Consider the following 24,318-nt stretch of genomic DNA (forward strand, 5'->3'; position numbering starts at 1 on the left):
CGGGATTAAGGGACCATGTCGATGTCCAGCTCCATCCTCCGCACCGCCATTGGCGGGGCGTTCATCACGCTCGTCGCATCTCAGTCGCTCGTTCATATTCTCACCCAGGTGCAGGCCAAGACCTCGCCCTACCGCCAGCAGGCCGATTACGCCGCTCCGATGCGGAGCTTCGCGCCTGTCGCGCCGGCGGCCCCGCTCGCCGCGCCCGGCGAGACGACCATCGCCGCCGATCGGCTCGGCCAATATTCCGCCAATGTCGAGATCGAGGGCCAGCGCATCCGCATGCTGGTGGACACGGGCGCGAGCACGGTCGTGCTGTCCTATGAGGACGCCGCCGCGATCGGCTATCTGCCGGCGCCCGCCGATTTCAAATATCCCGCCCAGACCGCCAATGGCGTCACCCGCATGGCGCGCGTGAAGCTGCGCGAGGCGCGGCTCGGCCAGGTCGTGCTGCGCGACGTCGACGCCTATGTCGCCGAGCGCAGCGCTCTGGGCGCCAGCCTGCTCGGCATGACTTTTCTGTCGCGTCTGTCCCATATCGAGGCGGGAAGCGGAAAGCTGGTTCTGCGTCAGTAGGCGTCAGGCCTCGTCCGCGGGCTCGGCCCTCTCGCGCGGGAGCGGGAAACATGCGATTGTCCGCGCATGTCGCTCCCCCGCCAGCTCTCCGTCTTCGCCCTGGTGGGCGTCATTGCGACAGCGCTCCATTATGCGGTGCTCGTCGGCCTCGTCGAGCTCGCCGCCTGGACGCCCGTGCCCGGCGCGCTCGCCGGCTATCTCTCCGGCGGAGTCGTCTCCTACATCCTCAACCGCCGGCACACTTTCGAGAGCGTGCGGCCGCATGAGGAGACGACATGGCGCTTCGCCCTCGTCGCCTTCGTCGGCTTCTGCCTCACCTATGGCTTCATGCGCCTCTTCGTGGAGAGCATGGGCGCGCCCTATCTGCCGGCGCAGATCGTCACCACGGGAATCGTCTTCTTCTGGTCCTTTCTCGGCAATCGCCTGTGGACCTTCCGCGCCGGGCCGGCGTGAGCGGCCCGCCCGGCGCTGTTCTCGTCAGGCCGCCTCGCGGCGCTCCACGTCTATGGCGCAGACGCCGCGGCGCGACGGCGGCGGCGCCCATCCGCGCATCTGGTCGCAATTATAGGCGACGACCAGCATGATCTGCGCGCCGTTCAATTGCGAGAACAGAGACCGCGGCAGCGCGAGACCATCGCCCTGCGTCCAGCGCCAGGGGCGATGCTCGCCCGCCTCCTCTGGATGGAAGGATTCGGCGAGCTGCGGATGATCGAGCGAAATTCGCGCGATCTCCCGGCCATCCGTCGCCACCAGGCCGCTCAGAGAGAGGCCGAGACGGCGCATGTCGGCGCAGAGGCCAGTGTCATCCGCCGGAACAAAGCTCGTCGAAAGCAGCCGAATGTCCTGCGCGTCATGCGGAAATGAGAATATCGCCGAGCCTTCGGCGCGGATCGGCGAGATCTCCGCTCCATCGACCAGGAGGCGCACGCAGGGATCGAGCTCGCGCTGATAGCCCAGTCGCTCCGCCCGGGCCATGAGCTGCTCGCGCACGGCCGCGATCATCGCCGCCGAAGCGAAGGGGCGGCAGAAGTCGGAGTCGAAACGCCGCTCCGACGCCGGCGAGCCTTGGATGTCGAGGAAGAAGCCGCGCTCGCCGGTCGCGCTGTAGCTCTCCGAGGCAAGATTTTCGGCGATCAGAATATCGTGGCTCTCGAGCTCGACATGCCAGTAATCGACCGTCTCGACCGGGACGCGCGCGATCGTCGCGCCATTGACGAGGCTCTGCGCATGGATCAGCGCCTCGCCGACGCAATCGACGCAGAGACCATGCCCCGGCGAGACATAGAGATCGCGCGCCGGGCGATTTTCGCCGAAAGCCCCGGCTGCGATGCGCACCGGCCAAGCGTCGCGCGGCGTCGCGCGCGCCGTGCAGTCGATCTTGCGATGGCCGATCCACACGATCGGACGCTCGCGCCCTTCTGACGTAACGACGAGATCGCCGATGCGCAAATTCTCGACGGCGATATCGCCGCGCGTCGTGCGGATCAGCGTGCCGGTGACGAAGCAGGTCACGGTCGCGCTGAAATTGGTCGCGGCGAGCGGACTCTTCTGGACGCCCGTGTCCTGAAGATAGGCTTGCTGACGCGGATCATAGTAGAGATCGACATTGGGGCCGACATAGCTGCCGTTTCCGCCGGTCTGATTGCCATTGGCGGCGGGATAATTAGTCACGAAATTGAGGCCGTTGTAGTCGACATAGGCGCCGTTCGGGCCATTGCCGCTCGGCCAAAAATGATTGTCCGCGCCCTCGGTCGATCCGCTCGGATCGACGACGCCGGTGACATTGTAGACCGTTCCATTCACGGAATAGGTCCCGCTCGCATTCGTGACAGTGTGCGAGCCGTCGGTATTCAGGGCATCGGAATATGTCAGATTGAGCGTGACGTCGATTTTGGGAGTTCCATCCGCCGCATTGGCGGGAATTGTATAATTTACTGTAGAAGTGCCCATCTTGATCACCTTACGAACCAACACCACAGAAAAAAACAATTTCAAATCAGAAGCATGGGAGATATCGATCTCGACCTGAACCTCGATTTAATTTCAATAATCGAAATAACGCTTGATTTGAATCTTTTGATAAACCGCAAGTTGCAATCGATCAATCCGTTGCAGCTCGTACGTCGCCTCCGTCGCGCCGTGATCCCGCCCTCATCCGCCAATGTTCTGAATGCGCCCCCATGTGCTCTTGGTGCCCCATATGCCCTGGCGCAGCGCCTCCAATTGCACGATTTGCGAGTGGTCGACGAAGAGATTGACCTCATTGCCATAATTCTTGACGTACCATTCGAAGACCGGCGGATCGGCGGCCTCGAACATCACTTTCTCGAGCCCGAGCTTGTCGATCACGCGCGCCGCGACATCTGTGCGCCAGCGCGTCACATTTTCGGTGATCCCTTCGCTCTCGATCATGATGATGTCGGCGCCGGCGTCGAGCGCGCGCTCGGCCTGCGCGATGAGCCAGGAGACGTCGCGCGTTCCCTCCGCCTCCAATTCCGCCGCCGCCGTATCGCCGCCGGCGCCGAATTGAATGCCGACCTCGGGCTTGGCCTTCAGCCCCGCCTTCTTCACCATGCGCACCAGCCGCAGCAGGCTGTCGGTCGGCAGGCTGACGAAGCCCGCCGATATTTCCACCACATCGAAGCCGAGCGATTTCGCTTCCTCGATATAGCGGCCGATGGCGTCGGGGCCGAAGCGCATCACATTCTCGAGCCAGCCGCCGGTCGAGATATAGGCGCCATGGTCATGCGCGGTCTTGTTGAAGCTCCGCACCGCCTCGGGCGGCATCAGCGCGAAGGAGCCGCCGGCATATTTCACGCCGTCGATCCATGCGCCCATGGTCTCGAAGAGATCGGCGAGATGGCGTTTTCCATAGGCGCTGTAATAAGGCCCGCGAATTTCGGTGAGCCCGCGCTGGCGCGGCTTGGCCGTGCGCGCGGCGCGGGGAATGAAGGAGAATGTGGTCTCGGCCATGGCGTTCACCTCGCGTGCTCGAGTGCGAGCCTGAAGGCTCGCGGTCCAACGCGGTCCCTGCCGCGAGCCTTCAGGCCCGCATTCGTCGTTCTCCCTGCGCCGATCCGCCGATGCGTCCGAGCAGTCCCGTCAGCTCCGCGACGCGCCGCCGCTCGAGCGTCTCGATCACATTGGCGATGGCGTCGCGTTCGATCTCGCTCGTCTTCTCGCGCGTGACGCGATCGAATTTGCGCCGCGCCGCCTCCCAATCGAAGGGATCGGTATAGAAGCCGTGATAATCGTCGCGCGCGCAGGCGAGCAGGCGCCCATCATCGAGCTCGATCGCGAGCCGCGCCGGCAGAAATTTCGGAAACAGAGCGGTCAGCTCCGGCGAAGGGACGATCGTCACCTTGCGTAGCAGCGTCTGCGCATCCTCGGCGAGAATGCGCTGCGGCGCATATTGTTCCGGCTGCACCTCGCCGTCGATGAGCGCGACGGCGAGCATATAGGGAAGGCTGTGATCGGCCTCCTCCTTATTGCGCACCAGGCGCTTGTCGCCCTCCTCGCCGCCGCCGATGATCTGAAAGGCCACGGCGAAAGTCTCGAGCCGCGCCTCGCGCACGGCCGCCGCGGAAAACCCCGGCCGCGCGCGAATGTCGAGCGCCGCGTCGATCGCCGATTGCGAATGAATCTCGGCATTGTGCTTCTTGAGAATCGTGCGCGTGACGCTCTCCAAATCCTCACGCAGCCAGTCGATCTCGAAATGTCCGGCGATCGTCTCCTCAAAGCCCTTATTGCCTTCGAAGACTTGCCGCGGCCCTGTGATCCCATGCGCGGCGAGCAGCGCCGCATGCGTCGCCGCCATTGCTGTATTGGGATAGGCGAGGCCCTTCCAATGCGAGAGCGCGCCGGTGCGCGTCACGCGCAAGGCGTTGTTCGCGGTTCCGCTGATGGCGATGGCGTTGGCGATCTGTTCGGGCGAAAGACGCAGCGCCTTGGCGACGCCGGCGGCGGCGGCATAAGCGCCCTGCACCGTATGGTCGAAGCCGCGCGCCCGCACCGGCGCGGCATCGCTCAAGCGCGTCTGCACCTGATAAGCGACGGCGAGCGCCGCCAAAAATTCCGCGCCGCTGGCGTCACGCATTTCCGCCGCCGCGAGAACGGCGCCGAGATTGTCGGACGGATGGCACGTCTCCCCCGGCGCGAGATAGCTGTCCATGAAATCGAGATAGCGCGACAGCGCGCCATTGTAGAAGGCGGCGCGATCGGGCGCGGTCTTGCCGCCGCCGATGAGCGTCGAGATCGGCGCGCCGCCGAGCGCCAGCGTCATCTCGCGGATCGCCTCTATCGGCGCCGCGCCGAGCGCGCCCAAGGCGACGCCGATCGTGTCGAGAACGCGGATTTTCAGCTGGCCGAGCGCGGCCTCGCTCATCTCCTCGAGCCGCGCCCGATCGACGAATTCCGCGAGCGTCTGAACCTCGGTCATTGGCGAGATTCCTTGCAGGCCGCTTTGCCTGGCAAGCAGCAGTACCTGTCGCCCCGGCTTGCGGAATCAAGCCGTCATGGCTCCATGCCCCCGCGTCTTCGGCGCGAGCCTCCGCTTGCCCGTCTGGCGGTCGATACCATATTCTGGTATCGACGCTCATGAACGCAAAGCACCGGCGCACTTTGGAAGCGATCTACGCCCGTCCCGTCCCCCCGGATCTGCGATGGGCGGAGATCGAGAGCCTTCTGATTGCGCTCGGGGCAGAGCGTTACGAGGGGCGCGGCTCTCGCGTCCGGTTCTCGCTCGCCGGCTCCGAGGCGGTTTTCCACCGCCCGCATCCGAGACCGGAAACCGACAAGGGCGCCGTCGCCGCCGTTCGCCGCTTCCTCGAGAGCGCGGGAGTAAAGCCATGATCCTGAAGCATGACGGCTATATCGCCGAAGTGTCCTACGAAGAGGGCGACGCGTCGATGAACGGCGTCGTCGTCAACGCCCGCGCCACGCTTCATTTCGCCGGCCGGGACATTGAGGAACTGCGCCGAGCCTTCGCCGAGACGATCGCCGATTATCGGGAGTGGTGCGAGGAGCGCGGCGTCGAGCCGGAAAAGCCTTATTCCGGCACGCTGTCGCTGCGCATCGCTCCCGAGCTTCATAGGCGCATAGCGGAACGAGCGGCCAAGGCCGGCGAGAGCATCAACCAGTTCATCGCCAACCGGCTCGAGGACGTCGCCTGAGCTGGACGAATTCACGTCCCTCGCGGCTTCGCCCGCGTCGTCGGCGCCGCGCCGGCGGGGTCGTCGGGCCATGGATGGCGCGGATAGCGGCCCTTCATCTCGCGCTTCACCTCGGCCCAGGAGCCGGCCCAAAAGCCCGGCAAATCGCGCGTCGTCTGAATGGGCCGATGCGCCGGCGACAAGAGCTCCAGCGTCAAGGGAACGCGGCCCTTGGCGAGCGTCGGATGCGTGGAAAGGCCGAACAGCTCCTGCACACGCACAGATAAGAGCGGCCCATTGGCGGCGGCGTAATCGAGCGCATGGCGCGAGCCGGCGGGCGTCTCGAAAAAGGCGGGCGCCTCCTGATCGAGCCGCCGCGTCAGCTCATAGGGAAGCAGCGCCGAGAGCGCGGCGCCGAGATCATCGGCCGTTATGGCGGCGACGCTGGCGCGGCCGAGGATGAAAGGCGCGAGCCAATCCTCGACGCTCTGCGCGAGGCCTTCGTCGCTGACGTCCGGCCAATCGTCGCCCTCGGCGCGGCGCAGAAAGGCGATGCGGTCGCGCAATTGCTCCTGCGCCTTGCTCCAAGGCAGACGCGCGACGCCGAGGCCGGCGACGCCGCGCGCGAGAATGGCCGCATTCTCCTCGCTGGCCTCGACCGAGAGATTCTGCTCGGCGAGACGGATCGCGCCGAGCCTACGAAACCGTCGTCGCCGCAGGCTCGCGCTCGGCGCGTCGAAAATCGTTTCGTCGCGCGTCTCTATGCGATCGGCGGCGATGCGCTCCACCTCTTCGGCCGAGAGCGCGCAAGCGGCGAGAATGCGCGCCTGCGCGGCGCGGCCGGCAGTCTCGGCAATCGCCAGAAAAGACGCCTTGGCGAGAACGTCATGCGGCGGCGTGGCGGCGGCGCGGCCATTGGCCATCAGAAATTCGCCGCCCGCGCCGCGCGCTTTGGCGATGCGATCGGGATAGGCCATGGAAATGAGCGCGCCATCGGAGAGGTCGGCTTCCGCCTCTCGCCGGACGGCGGCTTTCGCTTGGCTCGCCCAGCTCGCCGAAAGCCGCTGCGCGTCGCGAGCGCGGCGCGAGCCGTCGGAGCGGAAACGATCGAGGCGATCGGAGAGATCGCTGGACGTTCCCCCGAGCCCGCGCTCGGAGAGCAGCAGAGCGAGATCGGCGGCGCGTTCGGCCTCGCCATGGCGGGCGGCTTCCAAGATCATGCGCGCGAGGCGCGGAGCCAGCGGCAGCGAGCGGATCGCGCGGCCGGTCGCGGTGAGCGCGCCTGTCTCATCGAGAGCGCCGAGCGCGCGCAGCAGAGCGACCGCCTCCTTCCAGGCCGGCGCCGGCGGCGGATCGAGCCAGGCGAGCTTATTCGGATCGTCGAGGCCCCAGGAGCGCAGATCGAGCGCGAGGCCGGAGAGATCGGCGGCGAGGATTTCCGGCGCGGCGAAAGCCGGCAGCGAGACGGTCGCGGCCTCGTCCCAAAGGCGATAGCAAACGCCCGCTTCCGTGCGCCCCGCCCTGCCCCGTCGCTGATCGACGCTGGCGCGCGCGGCGCGCACCGTCTCGAGCCGCGTGAGGCCGAGATCGGGCTCGAAGACGGCGACGCGCGAGAGCCCGCTGTCGATGACGACGCGGACGCCTTCTATGGTCAGCGAGGTCTCGGCGATGGACGTGGCGAGCGTCACCTTGCGGCGGCCCGGCGCGGCGGGCGCGACGGCGAGGTCCTGCTCCTTGCGATCCATCGCGCCGAACAGCGGCGCGATATCGACATCCGCAGGAAGGCGCCGCTCGCCGAGAAAATTGGCGACGCGCTGAATCTCACCCTGCCCCGGCAGGAAAACCAGGATCGAGCCCTTCTCCTCCGCCAGCGCGCGCGTCACGGCGCGGACGACGGCCTCTTCCAGACGCTCATTGGAGTCGCGGCCGAGATAGCGCGTCTCCACAGGAAAGGCGCGGCCTTCGCTCTCGATGACCTCCGCGCCGCCCATGAGGCCGGCGACGCGCGCGCCATCGAGAGTCGCCGACATTGCGATGATGCGCAGATCGTCGCGCAGCCCCGCTTGCGCGTCGAGCGCCAGAGCGAGACCGACATCGGCGTCGAGCGAGCGCTCGTGAAATTCGTCGAAGAGCACGGCGACGACGCCCTCGAGCATGGGATCGTCGAGGATCATGCGCGCGAACACGCCTTCGGTGACGACCTCCACGCGCGTCTTCGCAGAGATTTTCGACTCGAGCCGCATGCGCAGGCCGATCGTCTCGCCGACGGATTCGCGCAGGCTCGCGGCCATGCGCGCGGCGGCGGCGCGCGCGGCGAGACGGCGCGGCTCCAGCAGAATGATCTTGCCGCCCGTCGCCCAATCGGCGTCCAGCAGAGCGAGCGGAATGCGCGTCGTCTTGCCGGCGCCGGGCGGCGCCACGACGACGAGATTGCGCTTGTCGGCGAGCGCCGCCGTCACGCGCGGCAGAACCTCGTCGATCGGCAGACGGTCGGCGAATGCGATCAAGGATGCGCCCACGCTCTCACGCGCGGGGCGCGCTCACTTCTGCTTGGCGATGATCTTGTCCTTGATCTTCTCATAGACGCCTTTGGGGAGGATGTTCTTTTGATAGAGCTCGTCCTTGCCCTTATAGGGCCTCCCCTTGATGATCGCCACGGAGCGCGCCTCGCCTATGCCGGGCAGCGCGTCCAGCTCTTCCTTGCTCGCGGAGTTTATGTCGAGAAGCTCCGCCGGCTTCGGCGCGGCCTCCTTGGCGGGCGGCTCCTTGGAAGGCGATTCTTTGGAAGGGTCCTGCGCCGGCGTCGCCGGCTGCTGCTTGGCGGGCGCGCTCTTGCCCGCTTTGGCGATGGAGGTCGCAGGCGCCTGCGCCAGCGCAGCGGCGGCGAAGACGGACAGGAAGGCGAGAAGGCAAAGGCGCAAAATATTCCGCATGACGAAACCTCGCAAGGTAGCACTCTAGGTTCAAGATGGCGCGACCTTCAATCCGAAACAAATACAAACGATTACCTAGGCTGGATAATGACGCGCGGGCGGCGGGGATAAATCGGCCCGAAGGTTACGATCGGACATCTGCCTTACCACTTCTGCAACAGTGAACTGCGCTCCCATTATTGTGTGCCCGACGGTACGCCGATCCGGCTGCTCACGGTCATACCGATTGCCAACGTAATGCGGCTGGCAGGCTATCACTCTGTGAACGCGAGACGCGTCAAACGATGGCCAAGCAAGTGAGACTTGATCAACAAGCGCCGAGAGAAAGTGCTTAAACTTTCCCCGTATTTCGTCTTCGTTGAAGCCCTGCGAGGCGACAGCGGCTTTCAAAGCGAGTTCCACAGCGAGAAGCGCGTTTTGTACTGCTCCGCGATAATCGTAGCCCCCGGTAACAATAGCGGCAGAAGCATGAAGGTGTAAACGAGCTCTATCAATGTAGCGGAGGACGAGTTCCATAGTGTTAAACGGCACCCTCATTTCATTTATTCCCCATTGTATATCAAATACATCGATAAATTGATCAACAAATAATGCTATCTGATCCGGCTCTGTCTGTATTATTCGCAATTGGATTGGGGTCAGCTCCACGCATTTAAACGGCTCTATGGCAATCATCCCAAAGCCCTCTGGAACAGAAATTCGAGCAAATATGTCTCTGTACATAAATACTCCAATATGTCCTCCTATAGCTAAATCATGCTTTCTATAAATAGATGAATAAATATCATAAATTCTTTTCAAAATATCTGGGGTCATAGATCCAGCTATTACATATCGTATGTAGCCAAATCTCTTCATTATAGTCTGTGGAACTTCCATATACCGCTGCTTTATATCCATCCCAGCAAGAAAAAGCTCTTTGTCTGTTTCCCCCACGATGAAAAGAAGCTGTTCATCAGAAAGGTCGTTAGGGTCCATTACCGGCTCCCCATTAAACCACCAACATTCGCATCGCCGCCTCATGCACGCGCTTGTCGCCCGCCGCGATGATCGCGCCGCCCTGCGCGGCGGAGCCGCCGTCCCAAGTGGTGACGATTCCGCCCGCGCCTTCGACGATCGGGATCAGCGCGACGATGTCGTACGGGTTGAGATTGGTCTCTATGACCAAATCCACATGGCCGGCGGCGAGCGCGCAATAGGCGTAGCAGTCGCCGCCATAGCGCGAGAGCCGCGTCTGCGCCTCGACTCGGAAAAAATCGTCGCGCAGGCGCTCGTCGATGAGCCTCGGCGAGGTGGTCATCAAAGTCGCCTCGGCAAGCGTCGCGCAGGGGCGCGTCTGCAGCTTGCGACGCTCCTCGGTCGGCGCCGGCGGCTGCGCCTTCCAGCTGGGCTCGACACGATGATGCCGCGCCGGCCCGCGCCAGTAGGCGGCCTCGCCGTCGCCGGAGAAGCGCTCACGCGTGAAGGGCTGATGCATCAGCCCATAGCAGGGTCGCCCGCGATGCTGGAGCCCGATGAGCGTGCCCCATAGCGGCAGGCCGCAGATGAAGCTCTTGGTGCCGTCGATCGGATCGAGCACCCAGACATATTCGGCGTCGGCGCGGAGATTGCCGAATTCCTCGCCGATGATTCCATGGCTCGGGAATGTCGCCTCTATGAGCCTTCGCATGGCGATCTCGGCGGCGCGATCGGCCTCCGTCACCGGATCGAAGGCGCCGCCCGGGGCCTTGTCCTCCGCCGCGAGGCTGGTGCGGAAGAAGGGCAGGATCGCCTCGCCGGAGGCGTCGGCGAGGCGTTCGACGAATTTCTCGAAATCGACGGCGGTCATTGCCTCTCCGGGCTCTAGGTCTCTCCCCTGTTTCAATGAAACCGGGGAGAGACGCTAGGTTTTTGTTTCGTCTCCAACGCCGAACCGGCGTCCACTTCGGCTGGAAACGCTGTGGATTTACTCGGCCGCGGCGCGCTGCTCGCGCGGGCCGACGATTTGCGTCAGCAGCCGCACGATCTCGCCGAGCCGGGAGGCCAGCAGATCGAAATCGACGCTGCGACGCAGATCGACCTCGTTCATATAGAGATTTCGTGAAATTTCGATCTGCACCGCATGCCAGCCGGCGCCCGGCCTGCCGTAATGCTCGGTGATATAGCCGCCGGCATAGGGCCGATTGCGCTGCACATGATAGCCCCATTGGCGCAGCCGCGCCTCGATGGCCTCGACGACGTCGCCCGAGCAGCTCGCGCCGAAACGATCGCCGAGCACGAAATCCGGCTTGCGCTTATCGCCGCGGCCGGTCGCGCTCTCCTTGGCGACGCTGGAGGGCATGGAATGGCAATCGACCAGCAGGGCGACGCCGAACTTGCGGCGCGCGCGCTCCATCAGCCCGCGCAGAGCGGCGTGATAGGGCTTGTGCAGGCTCTCTATGCGATGCAGCGCCTCGGCGACGCGCAGCCGGCCGGAATAGATCTCGCGAGCGTCGGCGACGACGCGGGGAATCGTGCCGAGGCCGGCCGCCACCCGCAGCGAGCGGGTGTTGGCGAATTCCGGCAACGCATCCTCGAACATGCGCGGGTCGAGCTCGTAGGGCTCGCGATTCACGTCCAGGAAAGCGCGCGGGAAATGCGCCTTGAGCAGCGGCGCGCCGATCGCCGGCGCGAGGGCGAAGAGCTCATGCACATGCGCATCCTCGGACCGGCGCAGATTGGCGATGTCGAGCCGCGAGCTGGCGAGAAAGCTCGCCGGATAAATGTCGCCCGAATGCGGGGACGAGAAGACGAGCGGCGAGGAGAGCTCGGCGGGCTCGACCAGCTCGAACGGAACATGGAGCTCGGGATCGGCGGGCGTCGGGCTCGCGGCCCGCTCCTCGTCCATCATCGTCGACGCCTCATCGCTCTCACTCTCCTATCGCCCCCTCGAGAGAATATCGCGGAGGGGCAGCATAGACTCTTTCGGCGCGCATATTCCCGAAAATTTCGGTTCATGCGAAACAAGGGCCAGAATTTCACGAGCGGGCGTGAGCGGGTCCTTATTTTCACCCGATTTTTACCAAACTGCGCCCTTATGTCCTAGAACATGCGAGGAGCGATATGACCGACAAGATTGCCGCGAAAATCCTGCTGGCGGAGGATGATACCGACATGCGCCGCTTTCTGGTGCGCGCGCTGCAGACGGCCGGGTTCGCCGTCACCTCCTTCGACAACGGCCTCTCCGCCTATGACCAGCTCCGCGTCGAGCCTTTCGAGCTGCTGCTCACCGATATCGTGATGCCGGAGATGGACGGCATAGAGCTGGCGCGCCGCGCGACGGAGCTCGATCCCGATATAAAGGTGATGTTCATCACGGGCTTTGCGGCGGTCGCCCTCAATCCCGACAATCAGGCCCCGCGGCAGGCGAAAATTCTCTCGAAGCCCTTCCACCTCAAGGACCTCGTCAACGAGGTGCAGCGCCTGCTCGCCGCCTGACCGGAGCGGGGCGACGCGGTTTAGAATTGCGGCGCCGCTCGGGCGACCTTGCTCCTTTGCGCGCCATGCGCTATGAGCGCCGCCAAACGCCGGCGTCGGCGCGGCTCTCTTTTCGAGGAATGACGATGAAGAAGGAAATCCATCCCGACTATCACACGATCAGGGTCGTGATGACCGACGGATCGGAGTATTTCACGCGCTCGACCTGGGGCGCCGAGGGCGACACGCTCAACCTCGACATCGACCCCAAAACGCATCCGGCCTGGACCGGCGGCTCCGCTCAGCTGCTCGACCGTGGCGGCCGCCTGTCGCGCTTCAACTCGCGCTTCGGCAATCTGTCCTTCGGCAAGAAGTAAGCGTTCGGTCTTTACCGGCGCCAAAAAAAGCCGCGCTCGAGAGCGCGGCTTTTTTGGTTTCTTCTCACGAAGCGGAGCGTCTCACAGCCCCGGCGCGAAAGCGTTGCGCAGCCTCTGCAGCTGGGCCTCGACAGGGCTCTCCGCCCTATTCTGCGGATAGCCGGCGTCCGAGCCATAGATCAGCTGATCGAGATGCATCACCCGCGCCTGCAGGCGCAGCGAGTGAATGGCAAGGTCACGCAGCTTCTGCGGCAGATGCGCGAAAACGTCTGGATTGGACGCCAGCTCCTGCTGCGACAGCCGCACCTTGTGCTTGTCGCTGGCGGCCTGCGCGCGTGTGATCTCGCCCTGATTGACCGCCCGCTGCAGCAGCAGCCAGGAGGCGATCTGCATCAGCCGCGTCGTCAGCCGCATGCTCTCGGCCGCATAGGCCAGAGCCTCGGATCGCGGCAGCGATTTGGCGTCATCCCGGCCATCGCCGTCGAGATAGGCCGCCGCCTCCTCCACCAGCGCCATGCCCTCGCGAAACATGGCCCCGAATGCTTCCGACCCCGCCAGCTTCTCCACGAAGGAGACCGGAGTCTGAATGCTTTCCACCGAATCGGACGCTTGCCCCATCATACGACGCTCTCGAACGCTCGAACGTCGCGCTCGATCCGCGCCGTTCCGATGAGACCTATGTAACGCAAATTTGCGGGGCGCGCCTTATTAGGTTTTGCTTAACCTTAATCTTTGAATCCGTACGTATTACGCCCGAGGTCACGGCTCGCGAGCCGCCTCCGTGCGGGTCGGCGCCCGCCTCTCCCCGACCGGCCGATGCCGATGCGACGCATTAGCGACCGGCTTTAAGCAAATGAAATGTCGCCTTTTATCGGCCTGCTTTAACCATCGCTCGAAGAAGGACGCGAAATTCCGCCGCGACGGCGCGGAATATCCTTCCAGCCGAGCAGCTCAGCCTCAGCCTTGGATGTTGCGCTGGAGCTCCACGCCCGCAGTGCGCTCGGCGCCGGCGACCGTGCGGCCGAGGCCCGCCTTCAGAGCGCCGGCGCAGAGCGCGGCGATCGCCAGCAGTAGGCCGACGCGCAGCAATTGCCAGCGATCGGGCGCCGCCGGCCGGCCATGGAGCGCGATCGAGCGACCGTTTTTCGGCGCGGCGTCGCTCCGGCGAAGGGTCGCGGCGGGCCGGCCGCCTCTCGTCTCGACGATTTCCACAGGATCGAACGGCACGGGACACTCTCCAACAGACGGGGGCCGAGGGCCTCACTCTGGCCAAATGGCGCTTTCGAAACGGTGAAGGCCGCGACGGACGCCGCTGTCAGGGTTTATCTCCGGTTAACGCCGGGGCGCGGCGAATGCGGATGGCGTGCGAGTGAATGCTTGACGCGCCCGCCGCCGGCCTGTCATTTGAGGCCTCGCCCCACCTCCCCCCACACGCGCCATTCTTCAGGACTCCATGATCCGATCCGCATTGATGAACGTCATGACTGCCGCCGCCATAAAGGCCGGGCGCAGCCTGAAGCGCGACTTCGGCGAGGTCGAGAATCTGCAGGTGTCCGTAAAGGGCCCTGGCGATTTCGTCTCCGCCGCCGACCGCCGGGCCGAAAAGGTCGTGTTCGAGGAATTGTCGCGCGCCCGTCCCGGCTATGGCTTTCTCATGGAGGAAGGCGGCGCCGTCGAGGGCAGCGACAAGACCCACACCTGGCATATCGATCCGCTCGACGGCACCTCCAACTTCCTGCACGGAATCCCGATTTTCGCCGTGTCCATCGGTCTCGAGCGGGAGGGCCAGCTGGTCGCCGGCGTCGTCTATAATCCGGCGACCGACGATATGTTCGTCGCCGAGAAGGGCCAGGGCGCCTATCATAACAACCGGCGCATGCGCGTCGCCTCGCGCAAGTCGCTCGGCGACTCGCTCATCGCCTGCGGAATCCCCCCGCTCGCCGCGGCAGACCGCCACGCGCTGTTCCAGACGGAGCTGACCGCCGTCATGGCCAAGACCGGCAATATCCGCCGCATGGGGGCCGCCGCGCTCGATCTCGCCGGCGTCGCCGCCGGCCGCTACGACGCCTATTGGGAGCGCGGCATCAAGCCCTGGGACATCGCCGCCGGAATTGTTCTGGTGCGAGAGGCCGGCGGCTTCGTCAGCGATCTCGAGGGCGGCGGCGACATGCTGCCCAAGGGCGCGATCTGCGCCGGCAATGAGACCATCCATCGCCTCCTGCTCGACACAGTGCGCAAGGCGCGCGCGTGACAGGCGGCCGCCCGATAACCGGCCCGCGCATCGTCGCGCGCCGCGATTCGGACTGGGCCGCGCTCACCGACCTCTGGGTCGCGGCCTGGCGGCGGACCTACGCGGACATCGATTTCGAGGCGCGCCGCGACTGGCTGAAGAATCATATCGTTCAGCTGGAGCATGGCGGCGCGCGCACTTTGCTGCTGCTCGAAGGCGCCGGGCGGATTCTCGTCGGCTTCGTGACCGTCGATCCGGCGTCGCATTGGCTCGATCAGCTCTGCGTGCATCCAGAGCGTTTCGGCTCCGGCGCGGCGGAGGCGCTGATCGAGGCGGCGCGCAGCCTCTCGCCCGCGCGGCTGCGGCTCGACGTCAATCAGGACAATGAACGCGCGATCGCTTTTTATGAGCGTGAAGGATTCGTGAGAATCGGAGAAGGCCGGCCGAGCCTCGCGGGCCGGCCGACGCTTATCATGGAGTGGTCGTCGGCCGCCACGCCGGCCTGAGCCGCGCGGAGGCCGAGCCGAGCATCAAGCTCCGCTCTTCTCGCCGACCAGCGCGAGCCGGACCATATTGGTCGCGCCCGGCGAGCCGAAGGGCATGCCGGCGACGATGATGATGCGGTCGCCCGGCGCGGCGAAGCCCTCGCCCAGCGAGTTCACGCTGGCGCGATCGACCATATCCTCGACATCGCGCGCGTCCTGAGTCTCCAGCGCATGGACGCCCCAGACCAGCGCCAGCCGGCGCGCCGTGTCGCGATTGGGCGTCAGCGCCAAAATCGGCGGGCGCGGCCGCTCGCGGGCGATGCGCAGCGCCGTGGCGCCGGAGGCCGTCCAGGCGCAAATAGCCATGGAGTCGAGCGTCTCGGCGACGTCGCGCGCGGCGACGGCGATGGCGTCGGCGGCGGTGGGATTGGGCGGCGCATTGCGCTGGGCGTTGAGGATGGAGCGATAGACGCCGTCGGTCTCCACCTCCTCGGCGATGCGGCTCATCGTGGCCACGGCCTCGATCGGGAACTGGCCGGCGGCGCTCTCCGCGGAGAGCATGACGGCGTCGGCGCCCTCATAGACGGCGGTGGCGACGTCCGACACTTCGGCGCGGGTGGGAAGCGGGGCCAGAATCATCGATTCCAGCATTTGCGTCGCCACGACGACCGGCTTGCCGAGCCGGCGCGCGGCGCGGGTGATGCGCTTTTGCAGGCTCGGCACCTTCTCGAGCGGCACCTCGACGCCGAGATCGCCGCGCGCCACCATCAGCGCATCGGATTGCTCGATGATCTCGTCCAGCCGGGCGATGGCCTGCGGCTTCTCGATCTTGGCCATGACCAGCGCGCGCGGGCCGACGACGCGCTTGACCTCGAGCACGTCCTCGGCGCGCTGCACGAAGGAGATCGCCACCCAATCGACGCCCTCGATCAGCGCCGCGTCGAGATCGGCGCGGTCCTTGGGCGTCATGGAGGTGATCGGAATATCCGTGTCCGGCAGGCTGACGCCCTTGCGGTTGGACACGCGGCCGCCGATGTCGACGACGGCGCGGGCCATGTCGTCCGAGGTCTCGACCACATGCAGCCGCACCTTGCCGTCATCGATCAGAATGGCGTCGCCGATCTTCAGCGCCTGCAGAATCTCGGGATGCGGGAGCTGCACGCGGACGGCGTCGCCGGGCGTCGGATCGGCGTCGAGGACGAAATGATCGCCCTTGCGCAGATGCACCGGCCCGTCGGCGAAGGCGCCGATGCGGAGCTTCGGCCCCTGCAGATCGACCAATATGCCGATGGCGCGGCCAGTCTCGGCCTCGATCTCGCGGATCATGCGCACATAGGCGGCGAGCCCGGCATGATCGGTGTGGCTCATATTGATCCGAAACACATCGGCGCCGGCCGTGGACAGGCCGGCCACGACGGTCTTCTCGACGCTCGCCGGACCGAGCGTCGCGATGATCTTCACGCGCCGCAACCTTCTCATTTTGTCGCCCAATCCTTCTTTGTCAGAGCCGCGCGGCCGTCTTCGTCACTGAGTCGACGACGGCGTCGGATCTGTGAGCTGCACCGTCCAGTTCTTGGCGTCGCGCCCCGTGTCGATCTCGAAGAAGCCCGTGCGGTCGAAGCCGCGCGCGAAGCAGTCGTCTCGCCCATCGATGCGGAACTCGCGATCGCGCGTGCACATGAACGCCTTGCCCTTCCACTCTCCGCCGCGCTCGTCCATCGCATATACGTAGTAGTACTGCGCCGCGAGCGGTCCGCGCAACAGCGTCTCGCAGGCGGAGGCGCGCAAATTCCACCACCCTTCCGACAGCCAATTGCGTCCGTCCGTATAGGCCAAGGACACGCTCACCCTGTTCGTCGTGTTGTTGCATAGGCGAAAATCCGCTCGAGCGCCGGATATAACGCAAAGACAACACGAAATAATCACAAAGCGAGTCATGCGGCCGGGCATGGGCGGAACAGTCGCGAGAGGGTCGAAGAGCGGCGCCGCGGACCTTCGGCCCGAAGCGGCGATGCACAGCCAAACCACGGGACGGCCGCTTTGTCCACCCCGACGACGCCTCGCGCCGCGCAATCTGGCCGCGGGCGTGGCCGCCTTGTCACTGTCGTGACCTAGCGTAAACTTCGAGACAGCTTTTCCCGCCGGGCCGCGACGGTCCGGGCACGCCCTTTTCAATGGAGAGCATCATGTCGCAATTGCTCGAGACGAAATCGGAGATTCACGCGGAGGTGACAGCGCCCGCGCCACAGTGGAAGACGGATTTCTACTGGATATTGCGCATTCTCTGGGCCTGCCGCGTGAGCGTCGTCAGCGCCCTCGCCGGGCTTCTCCTCTTCGGCCTCGTCGATCAGGCCCAAAATCTGTTCGCGGACCGCTCCTTCGACGCGCTGCTCTTCGGCGCGCATTATTGGCTCTTCGTCTTCGCCTCTGTCTTCCTGGTCTGGGCCTTCCCGGTCCATTACGGCGCGCGCCGCGTGCTCGAGGACGCCGATTCGGCCTGGATGATCCCCTATCTGCTGCGCGTCGAGATGCGCGACAATGACATACGCTCGGTCCGCGACCATGTGCGCCGACGCTTCGGCCATGTCATATTATGGACGCCGCGCCTCCTCGGGCTGATCCCTTTCGTCGCCGTGGCGCTCGGGCTGCGCGGCGCGCTGGCCTCGATCGAAAACGCCGCCATTCTTCCCGAGGCGACGGCGACGCGCGACCAGATCTATGCGCTGCTGGCGCTGGACGCGGCGACGGCCGTCGCTTTCGTCTATTTCGTGGCCAAGCGCCAGCGCATCGCCAAATTCATCGGCGCGAGCATGGATTTGCGCCGGCTGACCTATGCCTCGCTGCACGCCACCATGGCGGTGTTCGTCTCGGCGCTGATCTGGCCTTTCTTCCTGTCCGACCATGCGCCGCGCGCCGTGCTGGTGCCCTTTCTGCTCGGCAGCCTCGTGCTCGGCGCGAGCTGGCTGGTGCGCAAGGGCTATGAGACCGGCCGCCCGCTGCTGCTGATCGCCATTCTCTTCGCGGCCAGCATAACGGCGGCGAACACGCATCTCGACGATGTGCGCGCCCTGCCCGCGGCTTCCGGCGCGCCCTCGAAGGCGGATCGGCAGATCGACATCGCCGAGGCGGTGCGCAATTGGAAGACGGCCAATGGCTGCACCGAGACGGAATGTCCGCCGGCGCTGATCGTCGCGGCCGAAGGCGGCGCCAGCCGCGCCGCCTATATGGCGGCCACGGTCATCGGCCATTTGATCGATCGCGACGGCGATCTCCACGATGCTCCGCAGCTCGGCTCGCCCGGCCGCCGCATCTTCGCCTTCTCGGGAGTCTCCGGCGGCGCCTTCGGCTCGGCGATCTTCCGCGCCGCTCTCGCCGACGCCGCGGAAAAGGATGCGCCGACGCCGCCCTGCGTCAATACGGCGCGCGTCTGGGTCGGCGCGCATGAGCATCGCGACCCGACGAAGAGCTGGCGCGATTGCCTGCAATTGCTGGTCGCCGGCGATTATCTCTCGCCAGCCTTCGTCGGCCTCGGCTTTCGCGACAATTTCTCGCCGCGCAAATTTTTCTTCGGCGAGGAGAGCTGGATGGAGGATCGCGCCGCTCTGCTCGAGAAATCCTGGGAGCGTCATTACGACTTCGTGACCAACCCCGCCTATAAGAAAGACTATTGGACCGGCGAGCTGATCCAGACCGGCGAGCCCTGCGCGAGCGGCGCCGCGACGGGCATGTGCCGCCGCCTCGGCTATGCGCGCGCGACGCCGGCGGGCAAATGGGCGCCGCTGCTGCTGCTCAACGGCACGTCGGTGGACAGCGGAACGCGCATCATTGGAACCGATCTGATCTCGACGCGCCCGGCGCCCGGGACAAATTCACGCGCGCCGCTCTATCCCGCCGCCTATGATTTCTTCGAGATGATCTCGACGCCCTGCAAGACGCCGCAGGGCGACATGTGCCCGGCCGCGGCGCATGGCGCCGAGGATGTCGCGGCGCTGCGCGACGGGCCGGACATTCTTCTCTCCACCGCGGCGCTGCTCAGCGCGCGCTTCCCCGTGATCTCGCCGGCGGGAACGCTGCGCGCCAAGGACGACGCCTCCCATGGCGACCGCATCGTCGACGGCGGCTATTTCGACAATGCCGGCCTCGCCTCTGCGCTCGATGTGGCGCGCGCGCTGAAGGGCCAGGGCGTCACGCCACTGATCCTGTGGGTGCAGAACGATCCCGTCGGCGCGCTCACCGACGCTACGTTGCCGCCGCGCGCGGCCGGCACGCCGCGGCTGGGCGCGCCGGGAGTGAGCTTCGTCTCCGATCTTTTCGGCCTCGTCGCCGCGCCCGTGGACGCTCTGCTGGCGACGCGCGCCGGCCATGCGGCCGAGCAGGCGGCGCTCGCGCAGCGCAGCCTCGTCGAGATGAACGCCGACACCGACCGCTACGCCGGCGACATGACGGCGAGCTTCTTCCAGATCGGCGTGCGCGTCGCGCCCGTGCTGGTCGCAGACGGCGGCGACGATCCGCTGCTCGACGCGACCTGCGCGCGCTTCGAGGGCCAGACCTTGTCCATGTCGAAAGTGTCGATGAGCTGGTGGCTGTCGCAATCGGTGCAGGCCGATCTCGACGCTCAGCTCTGCGACAAGGCCAATCGCCAGAGCCTGCACGATCTCATCACGCGGCTGAAGCAGAAGCTGCCGCTGGTGAAAGCCGAATGGTGACGACTGTCGTTGCGAGCGAAGCGAAACGAGCCAGGGCCATAGGGTAGCCCCTGGATCGCTTCGTCGCTTCGCTCCTCGCGACGACGGCCCCGCGGCTTCAGCCGCGGCGCAGCAAGGCGGCGGTGCGCGGCGCGTAATAGGTGAGAACGCCCGCCGCGCCCGCGCGCTTGAAGGCGGTGAGGCTCTCCATCATCGCACGCTCGCCGTCGAGCCAGCCATTGGCGGCGGCGGCCTCGATCATCGCATATTCGCCCGACACCTGATAGGCGAAGGTCGGCGCATGAAAAGCGTCGACCACGCGCCGCACGATGTCGAGATAGGGCATGCCCGGCTTGACCATCACCATATCGGCGCCCTGCTCGAGATCGAGCGCCACCTCGCGCAACGCCTCGTCGCTATTGGCGGGGTCCATCTGATAGGTGCGCTTGTCGCCGCGCAGAGTCTTATTGGTGCCGATGGCGTCGCGGAACGGCCCATAGAAGGCCGAGGCGTATTTGGCGGCGTAGCTCATGATCTGCACATTCTCGAAGCCTTCGGCGTCGAGCGCGGCGCGGATCGCGCCGATGCGGCCGTCCATCATATCTGATGGCGCGATGACGTCGGCGCCGGCGCGCGCCTGATTGACCGCCTGCGCCGTCAGCACGGCGACGGTCTCGTCATTGACGATCTCATCACCGACGAGCAGACCGTCATGACCATGGCTCGTGTAAGGGTCGAGCGCGACATCGGTGATGATGCCTATGCCCGGAACCGCCTTCTTGATCGCGCCACAAGCGAGGCAGACGAGATTTTCGGGATCGAGCGCGGCCGAGCCATGCGGATCGCGCAACGCCGGATCAGTGTTGGGAAACAGCGCCACCGCCGGCACGCCGAGCGAGGCCGCCTCCTCTATCGCCTCCAGCGCCGTGTCGATCGAATAGCGATAGACGCCGGGCATGGATGCGATCGGCTCGCAGCGCCCTGCCCCATCGAGCAGAAACAGCGGCCAGATGAGATCGTCGGCGGAGAGCCGCGTCTCGCGCACGAGGCGGCGCGCCCAATCGCTCTTGCGATTGCGGCGTGGGCGCGCGGTGAGCGCGAGCCGCGCGGACGCCGCGGTGAGCTTGCTTACGGGAGAATCCATTGGCGCGACCTCCAGCGCGGCCGCGGCGAGAAAGGCGCGCGCGGCGGCGGAGCGTGCCTAGCATGGCGCTCGCCGCAATGGGAAGACTGCGAAACGTCCCAACATTGACGCCCTGCCGCCTTCCGGTCTAGAGCCGTCGTCACCTCCGAGGCCGCGCTCGCATCCGCGGACGCCCCGCGACGAGCAATGGGAGCCGATGGCGGAACGCGTGAACTCCGGCGCTCTCTCTTCATCGCGGAGCGCGTTTGCGGCGATCATCGCCTCGCTCTGCGCGACCGCTGTCGTCGCAGCGCCTCAGCCACAGCCTTCGAGCGATCGTCCTCCGCACGCCGCCGCGCGCCGCGCGCCGCGCGCGCCTGCGCCGCCGAAGCGGCCGCCGGAGCAGCGCGCGCCGCAGCCGCAGCCGGCGGAGACGCCGCCCGCGACGCCGCAGGAGCTGCCGCCGCTCGACACATCGACGCCGCCGCCCTCGCTGCCGCGCGCCTCACGCGAGCGCATGCGCCAATGCGCCACACAATGGATGAAGATAAGGCAGGAAGGCCGCACGGCGGGAACGAGCTGGCGCGATTTCGCGACCAGATGCCTCACCCGTTGACGGCCTGACGGAGGCGTCTCGCTCGCCGCCGCGGACCTCGCATAGAGGCCGGCGGCAAAGCGCGAGAGCAAGACAGCCGATCGGAAGCAGGGAGCGCGGGCCGAGCCGGCCCGGGCGAGAAATGCTGCGAAACGCGTTCACGATGCGAGGTGGATCGGCTGCGCATGGCGAACGCGTTTCGGGCCGCGGGTCTTTCGTCAGACCGCTTCCGAGCTTTCGGGAGCCGGAGGAGTTTCCTTGGCCTTGCGCGGAGCGCGACGCTTGACGGGCGCCTTGCGCACGGCCTTCTTCGTCGCGGTCTTCTTCGTCGCAGTGCGCTTCTTCGTCGCGACGCGCTTCTTCGTGGCGACGCGCTTCTTCGTCGCAACGCGCTTCTTCGTCGCCGTCTTGCGCGTGCTCTTGCGGGCGACCTTCTTCGAAGCGGCCTTGCGCGTAGCCTTCTTGGCGGTGGCCTTCTTGGTCGCGGCCTTCTTGGTCGCCGCCTTCTTGGTCGCAGTCTTACGAGCACCCTTCTTCGCGGTCGCCTTTTTCGCAGGCTTACGCTTCGTCGTTGGTTTCGCCATATTCAGTCCCCTTGATCCATATCGTCGGAATGTCGCTATGACCGACAATAGGCCGCAATAGCGTAACGTGGTTAAATAGTCGTTCAAGTGGCGCTTTCACGAATTGCTCGCGAATGCGATGTCGCATAGCGCGCGACGGCGACGAATGCGCGCGCCGATGAACAGAAAAACGCATGTCGAAAACGACGCGTGAGGCAGCGCGGAAGACGCGTGTCGAATGCGATTTCAGCGGCGCTCGAAGGACGCGTCGCGCATCGCGGACGCCGCCGCGCCGAGATGTCGGCGCAGACTGCGCGACCCTCGACGAGAGCATTCAATCTATTGTTTTCCTTCAATGACTAGGAGATGCGCGCAATTGCGCGCAACGCATCGGCGCGTAGCCGCGCGCATGACGATGAGAGATTTCGCGCTTGCATTTCACGCTGTCGCCGACGCTCGAAGACGATCGCGTCGCATGTCTCGACGCACTCGCGACGACGCCGGCGCCGCCTCTGCGAATGTCGTCGCGCGCGCTCTCGCGGCGCTGCCGACCATGTGAAAAAAAATTGTGCGCAGCGTGCGCGCCGCGTCTCGCGATAGCCGCGCTGCGGCCATGACGCGGCGTCGATTCGATCGAATCGACGCCGCCGGTGATTCGAGTTTTGGCTCTGTCGGAAGCGTCTCAGACGCCGAGACGGCTCTTCAGCAAGTCATTGACGGCTTGCGGATTGGCTTTGCCGCCGGTCGCCTTCATCACCTGGCCGACGAACCAGCCGAGCATGGTCGGCTTCGCCTTGGCTTGCGCGACCTTGTCGGGATTGGCGGCGATGATCTCATCGATGGCCTTCTCGATCGCGCCCGTGTCCGTCACCTGCTTCAAGCCGCGCGTCTCGACGATCTCGCGCGGATCGCCGCCCTCCTGCCAGACGATCTCGAACAGATCCTTGCCGATCTTGCCCGAGATGACGCCGGTGGAGATGAGATCGACAATGGCGCCGATCGCCTGCGCGGACACGGGCGAGCGCGTAATGTCGAGCCCCTCCTTGTTGAGGCGGCCGAACAGCTCGTTGATCACCCAATTGGCGACGAGCTTGGCGTCGCGGCCCTTCGCCGCCTCCTCGAAGAAGTCCGCGCTCGCGCGCTCGGCGACGAGCACGCCCGCGTCATAGGGCGGCAGACCGTAATCGGCGACGAAGCGCGCGCGCTTCTCATCCGGCAGCTCCGGCAGTTCGACCTTCAGCGCATCGACATAGGCCTGATCGAATTCCAGCGGCAGCAGATCGGGGTCCGGGAAATAGCGGTAGTCGTGCGCCTCCTCCTTGGAGCGCATGGAGCGCGTCTCGCCCTTGCCGGGATCGAAGAGGCGCGTCTCCTGAGCGATGACGCCGCCGTCCTCGAGAATGCCGATCTGGCGGCGCGCCTCCACCTCCACCGCCTGGCCGATGAAGCGGATGGAGTTGACGTTCTTGATCTCGCAGCGCGTGCCGAAGGGCGCGCCGGGCTTGCGCACGGAGACGTTCACGTCGGCGCGCAGCGAGCCCTGCTCCATATTGCCGTCGCAGGAGCCGATATAGCGCAGAATGGTGCGCAGCTTGGAGACATAGGCGCGCGCCTCCTCCGCCGAGCGAATGTCCGGCTTGGAGACGATCTCCATCAGCGCGACTCCGGAGCGGTTCAAATCCACATGGCTCTCGGTGGCGGAGAGATCATGGATGGACTTGCCGGCGTCCTGCTCGAGATGCAGACGCTCTATGCCGACGGTGATGCGCTCGCTGGGCGTCACATCGACGATGACTTCGCCCTCGCCGACGATCGGATGCTTGTACTGGGAAATCTGATAGCCCTGCGGCAGATCGGGATAGAAATAATTTTTCCGATCGAACACGGAACGCAGATTGATCTGCGCCTGCAGGCCGAGGCCGGTGCGAATGGCCTGCTTGACGCATTCCTCATTGATGACCGGCAGCATGCCCGGCATGGCGGCGTCGACGAGCGAGACATGGTTGTTGGGCTCGCCGCCATATTCCGCGGAAGCGCCGGAGAAGAGCTTGGCCTTGCTCGTCACCTGGGCGTGTATCTCCATGCCGACGACGACTTCCCAGTCGCCGGTCGCGCCTTTGAGGAGCTTGCTCGGCTGCGTCTCGCGCGTGTTCATGTCTTTCGTCC

Annotated in this window: 25 protein-coding genes; 10 read left to right on the forward strand and 15 right to left on the reverse strand. The window is 65.6% G+C overall.

The genetic code is table 11. The features are described 5' to 3' along the window. Positions 1 to 21 precede the first annotated feature (21 nt). Together ACT53T_RS17475 and ACT53T_RS17480 are read left to right on the forward strand one after the other, a co-directional pair. Positions 22 to 576, forward strand: a complete 555-nt coding sequence (locus tag ACT53T_RS17475; protein WP_400767587.1) for a retropepsin-like aspartic protease family protein — start codon at positions 22 to 24, stop codon at positions 574 to 576. A gap of 66 nt (positions 577 to 642) precedes the next feature. After that, positions 643 to 1,029 carry a GtrA family protein gene (locus ACT53T_RS17480; RefSeq protein ID WP_476162195.1) on the forward strand — a complete coding sequence of 129 codons (387 nt, stop codon included), beginning with the start codon at positions 643 to 645 and terminating at the stop codon, positions 1,027 to 1,029. A gap of 24 nt (positions 1,030 to 1,053) precedes the next feature. Here ACT53T_RS17480 and ACT53T_RS17485 read toward each other — a convergent pair whose 3' ends face one another. The 3 genes from ACT53T_RS17485 to ACT53T_RS17495 form a co-directional block, all read right to left on the reverse strand. Next, positions 1,054 to 2,526: a Hint domain-containing protein gene (locus ACT53T_RS17485; protein ID WP_476162196.1), complete on the reverse strand. Its 1,473-nt coding sequence runs from the start codon at positions 2,524 to 2,526 to the stop codon at positions 1,054 to 1,056. 201 nt (positions 2,527 to 2,727) lie between these two features. Then, positions 2,728 to 3,549, reverse strand: a complete 822-nt coding sequence (locus tag ACT53T_RS17490; protein ID WP_476162197.1) for a phosphosulfolactate synthase — start codon at positions 3,547 to 3,549, stop codon at positions 2,728 to 2,730. Positions 3,550 to 3,619: 70 nt separating this feature from the next. Beyond that, positions 3,620 to 5,014 (reverse strand): MmgE/PrpD family protein, encoded by a 1,395-nt coding sequence (locus ACT53T_RS17495; RefSeq protein WP_476162198.1) that lies wholly within the window; start codon positions 5,012 to 5,014, stop codon positions 3,620 to 3,622. A gap of 158 nt (positions 5,015 to 5,172) precedes the next feature. Between ACT53T_RS17495 and ACT53T_RS17500 the strand changes: the two genes are divergently transcribed. Both ACT53T_RS17500 and ACT53T_RS17505 read left to right on the forward strand, forming a co-directional pair. After that, positions 5,173 to 5,427 (forward strand): type II toxin-antitoxin system HicA family toxin, encoded by a 255-nt coding sequence (locus ACT53T_RS17500; protein ID WP_024880126.1) that lies wholly within the window; start codon positions 5,173 to 5,175, stop codon positions 5,425 to 5,427. Continuing rightward, a complete protein-coding gene (locus ACT53T_RS17505) occupies positions 5,424 to 5,747 on the forward strand; it encodes a type II toxin-antitoxin system HicB family antitoxin (RefSeq protein ID WP_476162199.1) in 324 nt (107 codons plus the stop codon). Before ACT53T_RS17500 ends, ACT53T_RS17505 begins: the two co-directional genes overlap by 4 nt. Before the next feature lie 11 nt (positions 5,748 to 5,758). Here ACT53T_RS17505 and hrpB read toward each other — a convergent pair whose 3' ends face one another. From hrpB to ACT53T_RS17530, 5 genes are all read right to left on the reverse strand, one after another. Next, entirely contained in the window at positions 5,759 to 8,233 is a 2,475-nt protein-coding gene (gene hrpB, locus ACT53T_RS17510; protein WP_476162200.1) for an ATP-dependent helicase HrpB, read from the reverse strand. A gap of 33 nt (positions 8,234 to 8,266) precedes the next feature. Continuing rightward, positions 8,267 to 8,659, reverse strand: coding sequence for a ComEA family DNA-binding protein (locus ACT53T_RS17515; RefSeq protein WP_400767572.1), 393 nt, complete (start codon positions 8,657 to 8,659; stop codon positions 8,267 to 8,269). Between the two features lie 75 nt (positions 8,660 to 8,734). Then, positions 8,735 to 9,637, reverse strand: coding sequence for a hypothetical protein (locus ACT53T_RS17520; protein WP_476162201.1), 903 nt, complete (start codon positions 9,635 to 9,637; stop codon positions 8,735 to 8,737). A 13-nt stretch (positions 9,638 to 9,650) separates the two neighbouring features. Then, the gene (hisN, locus tag ACT53T_RS17525) at positions 9,651 to 10,487 is read right to left on the reverse strand and encodes a histidinol-phosphatase (protein ID WP_476162202.1); all 837 of its coding nucleotides are present in this window, start codon (positions 10,485 to 10,487) and stop codon (positions 9,651 to 9,653) included. A 117-nt stretch (positions 10,488 to 10,604) separates the two neighbouring features. Next, a complete protein-coding gene (locus ACT53T_RS17530; protein WP_476162225.1) occupies positions 10,605 to 11,525 on the reverse strand; it encodes an N-formylglutamate amidohydrolase in 921 nt (306 codons plus the stop codon). A 215-nt stretch (positions 11,526 to 11,740) separates the two neighbouring features. Here ACT53T_RS17530 and cpdR point away from each other — a divergent pair, with 215 nt between their 5' ends. Both cpdR and rpmE read left to right on the forward strand, forming a co-directional pair. After that, a complete protein-coding gene (cpdR, locus tag ACT53T_RS17535) occupies positions 11,741 to 12,115 on the forward strand; it encodes a cell cycle two-component system response regulator CpdR (protein WP_018265194.1) in 375 nt (124 codons plus the stop codon). A gap of 125 nt (positions 12,116 to 12,240) precedes the next feature. Further along, the gene (gene rpmE, locus ACT53T_RS17540) at positions 12,241 to 12,471 is read left to right on the forward strand and encodes a 50S ribosomal protein L31 (protein WP_024880132.1); all 231 of its coding nucleotides are present in this window, start codon (positions 12,241 to 12,243) and stop codon (positions 12,469 to 12,471) included. An 81-nt stretch (positions 12,472 to 12,552) separates the two neighbouring features. Here rpmE and rcdA read toward each other — a convergent pair whose 3' ends face one another. Then, positions 12,553 to 13,089 (reverse strand): protease adaptor protein RcdA, encoded by a 537-nt coding sequence (gene rcdA / locus ACT53T_RS17545; protein WP_018265192.1) that lies wholly within the window; start codon positions 13,087 to 13,089, stop codon positions 12,553 to 12,555. Positions 13,090 to 13,428: 339 nt separating this feature from the next. After that, positions 13,429 to 13,698 (reverse strand): hypothetical protein, encoded by a 270-nt coding sequence (locus ACT53T_RS17550; protein WP_476162203.1) that lies wholly within the window; start codon positions 13,696 to 13,698, stop codon positions 13,429 to 13,431. A 226-nt stretch (positions 13,699 to 13,924) separates the two neighbouring features. On the opposite strand from ACT53T_RS17550, the gene ACT53T_RS17555 reads away from it, so the two are divergent. Together ACT53T_RS17555 and ACT53T_RS17560 are read left to right on the forward strand one after the other, a co-directional pair. After that, on the forward strand, positions 13,925 to 14,722 hold the full coding sequence (locus ACT53T_RS17555) for an inositol monophosphatase family protein (protein ID WP_476162204.1): 798 nt from the start codon (positions 13,925 to 13,927) through the stop codon (positions 14,720 to 14,722). Continuing rightward, a complete protein-coding gene (locus ACT53T_RS17560; RefSeq protein ID WP_476162205.1) occupies positions 14,719 to 15,207 on the forward strand; it encodes a GNAT family N-acetyltransferase in 489 nt (162 codons plus the stop codon). Before ACT53T_RS17555 ends, ACT53T_RS17560 begins: the two co-directional genes overlap by 4 nt. A 24-nt stretch (positions 15,208 to 15,231) precedes the next feature. On the opposite strand, the gene pyk is transcribed toward ACT53T_RS17560, so the two are convergent. Both pyk and ACT53T_RS17570 read right to left on the reverse strand, forming a co-directional pair. Next, the gene (gene pyk, locus ACT53T_RS17565; protein ID WP_026191275.1) at positions 15,232 to 16,665 is read right to left on the reverse strand and encodes a pyruvate kinase; all 1,434 of its coding nucleotides are present in this window, start codon (positions 16,663 to 16,665) and stop codon (positions 15,232 to 15,234) included. A gap of 45 nt (positions 16,666 to 16,710) precedes the next feature. Beyond that, positions 16,711 to 17,034: a DUF1036 domain-containing protein gene (locus ACT53T_RS17570; RefSeq protein WP_371212320.1), complete on the reverse strand. Its 324-nt coding sequence runs from the start codon at positions 17,032 to 17,034 to the stop codon at positions 16,711 to 16,713. Positions 17,035 to 17,372: 338 nt separating this feature from the next. Here ACT53T_RS17570 and ACT53T_RS17575 point away from each other — a divergent pair, with 338 nt between their 5' ends. Further along, complete coding sequence (locus ACT53T_RS17575; protein ID WP_476162206.1) at positions 17,373 to 19,892, forward strand: hypothetical protein; 2,520 nt, start codon at positions 17,373 to 17,375, stop codon at positions 19,890 to 19,892. A gap of 97 nt (positions 19,893 to 19,989) precedes the next feature. On the opposite strand, the gene hemB is transcribed toward ACT53T_RS17575, so the two are convergent. After that, positions 19,990 to 21,015, reverse strand: a complete 1,026-nt coding sequence (gene hemB / locus ACT53T_RS17580; protein WP_476162207.1) for a porphobilinogen synthase — start codon at positions 21,013 to 21,015, stop codon at positions 19,990 to 19,992. 196 nt (positions 21,016 to 21,211) lie between these two features. Here hemB and ACT53T_RS17585 point away from each other — a divergent pair, with 196 nt between their 5' ends. Continuing rightward, positions 21,212 to 21,610, forward strand: coding sequence for a hypothetical protein (locus ACT53T_RS17585; protein ID WP_400767561.1), 399 nt, complete (start codon positions 21,212 to 21,214; stop codon positions 21,608 to 21,610). A 197-nt stretch (positions 21,611 to 21,807) separates the two neighbouring features. Here ACT53T_RS17585 and ACT53T_RS17590 read toward each other — a convergent pair whose 3' ends face one another. Together ACT53T_RS17590 and gatB are read right to left on the reverse strand one after the other, a co-directional pair. Then, positions 21,808 to 22,173, reverse strand: coding sequence for a histone (locus ACT53T_RS17590; protein ID WP_476162208.1), 366 nt, complete (start codon positions 22,171 to 22,173; stop codon positions 21,808 to 21,810). Between the two features lie 661 nt (positions 22,174 to 22,834). Beyond that, complete coding sequence (gene gatB, locus ACT53T_RS17595; protein WP_036290810.1) at positions 22,835 to 24,307, reverse strand: Asp-tRNA(Asn)/Glu-tRNA(Gln) amidotransferase subunit GatB; 1,473 nt, start codon at positions 24,305 to 24,307, stop codon at positions 22,835 to 22,837. Between the last annotated feature and the right edge of the window lie 11 nt (positions 24,308 to 24,318).

This window comes from Methylosinus sp. DMC45 (assembly GCF_056313885.1).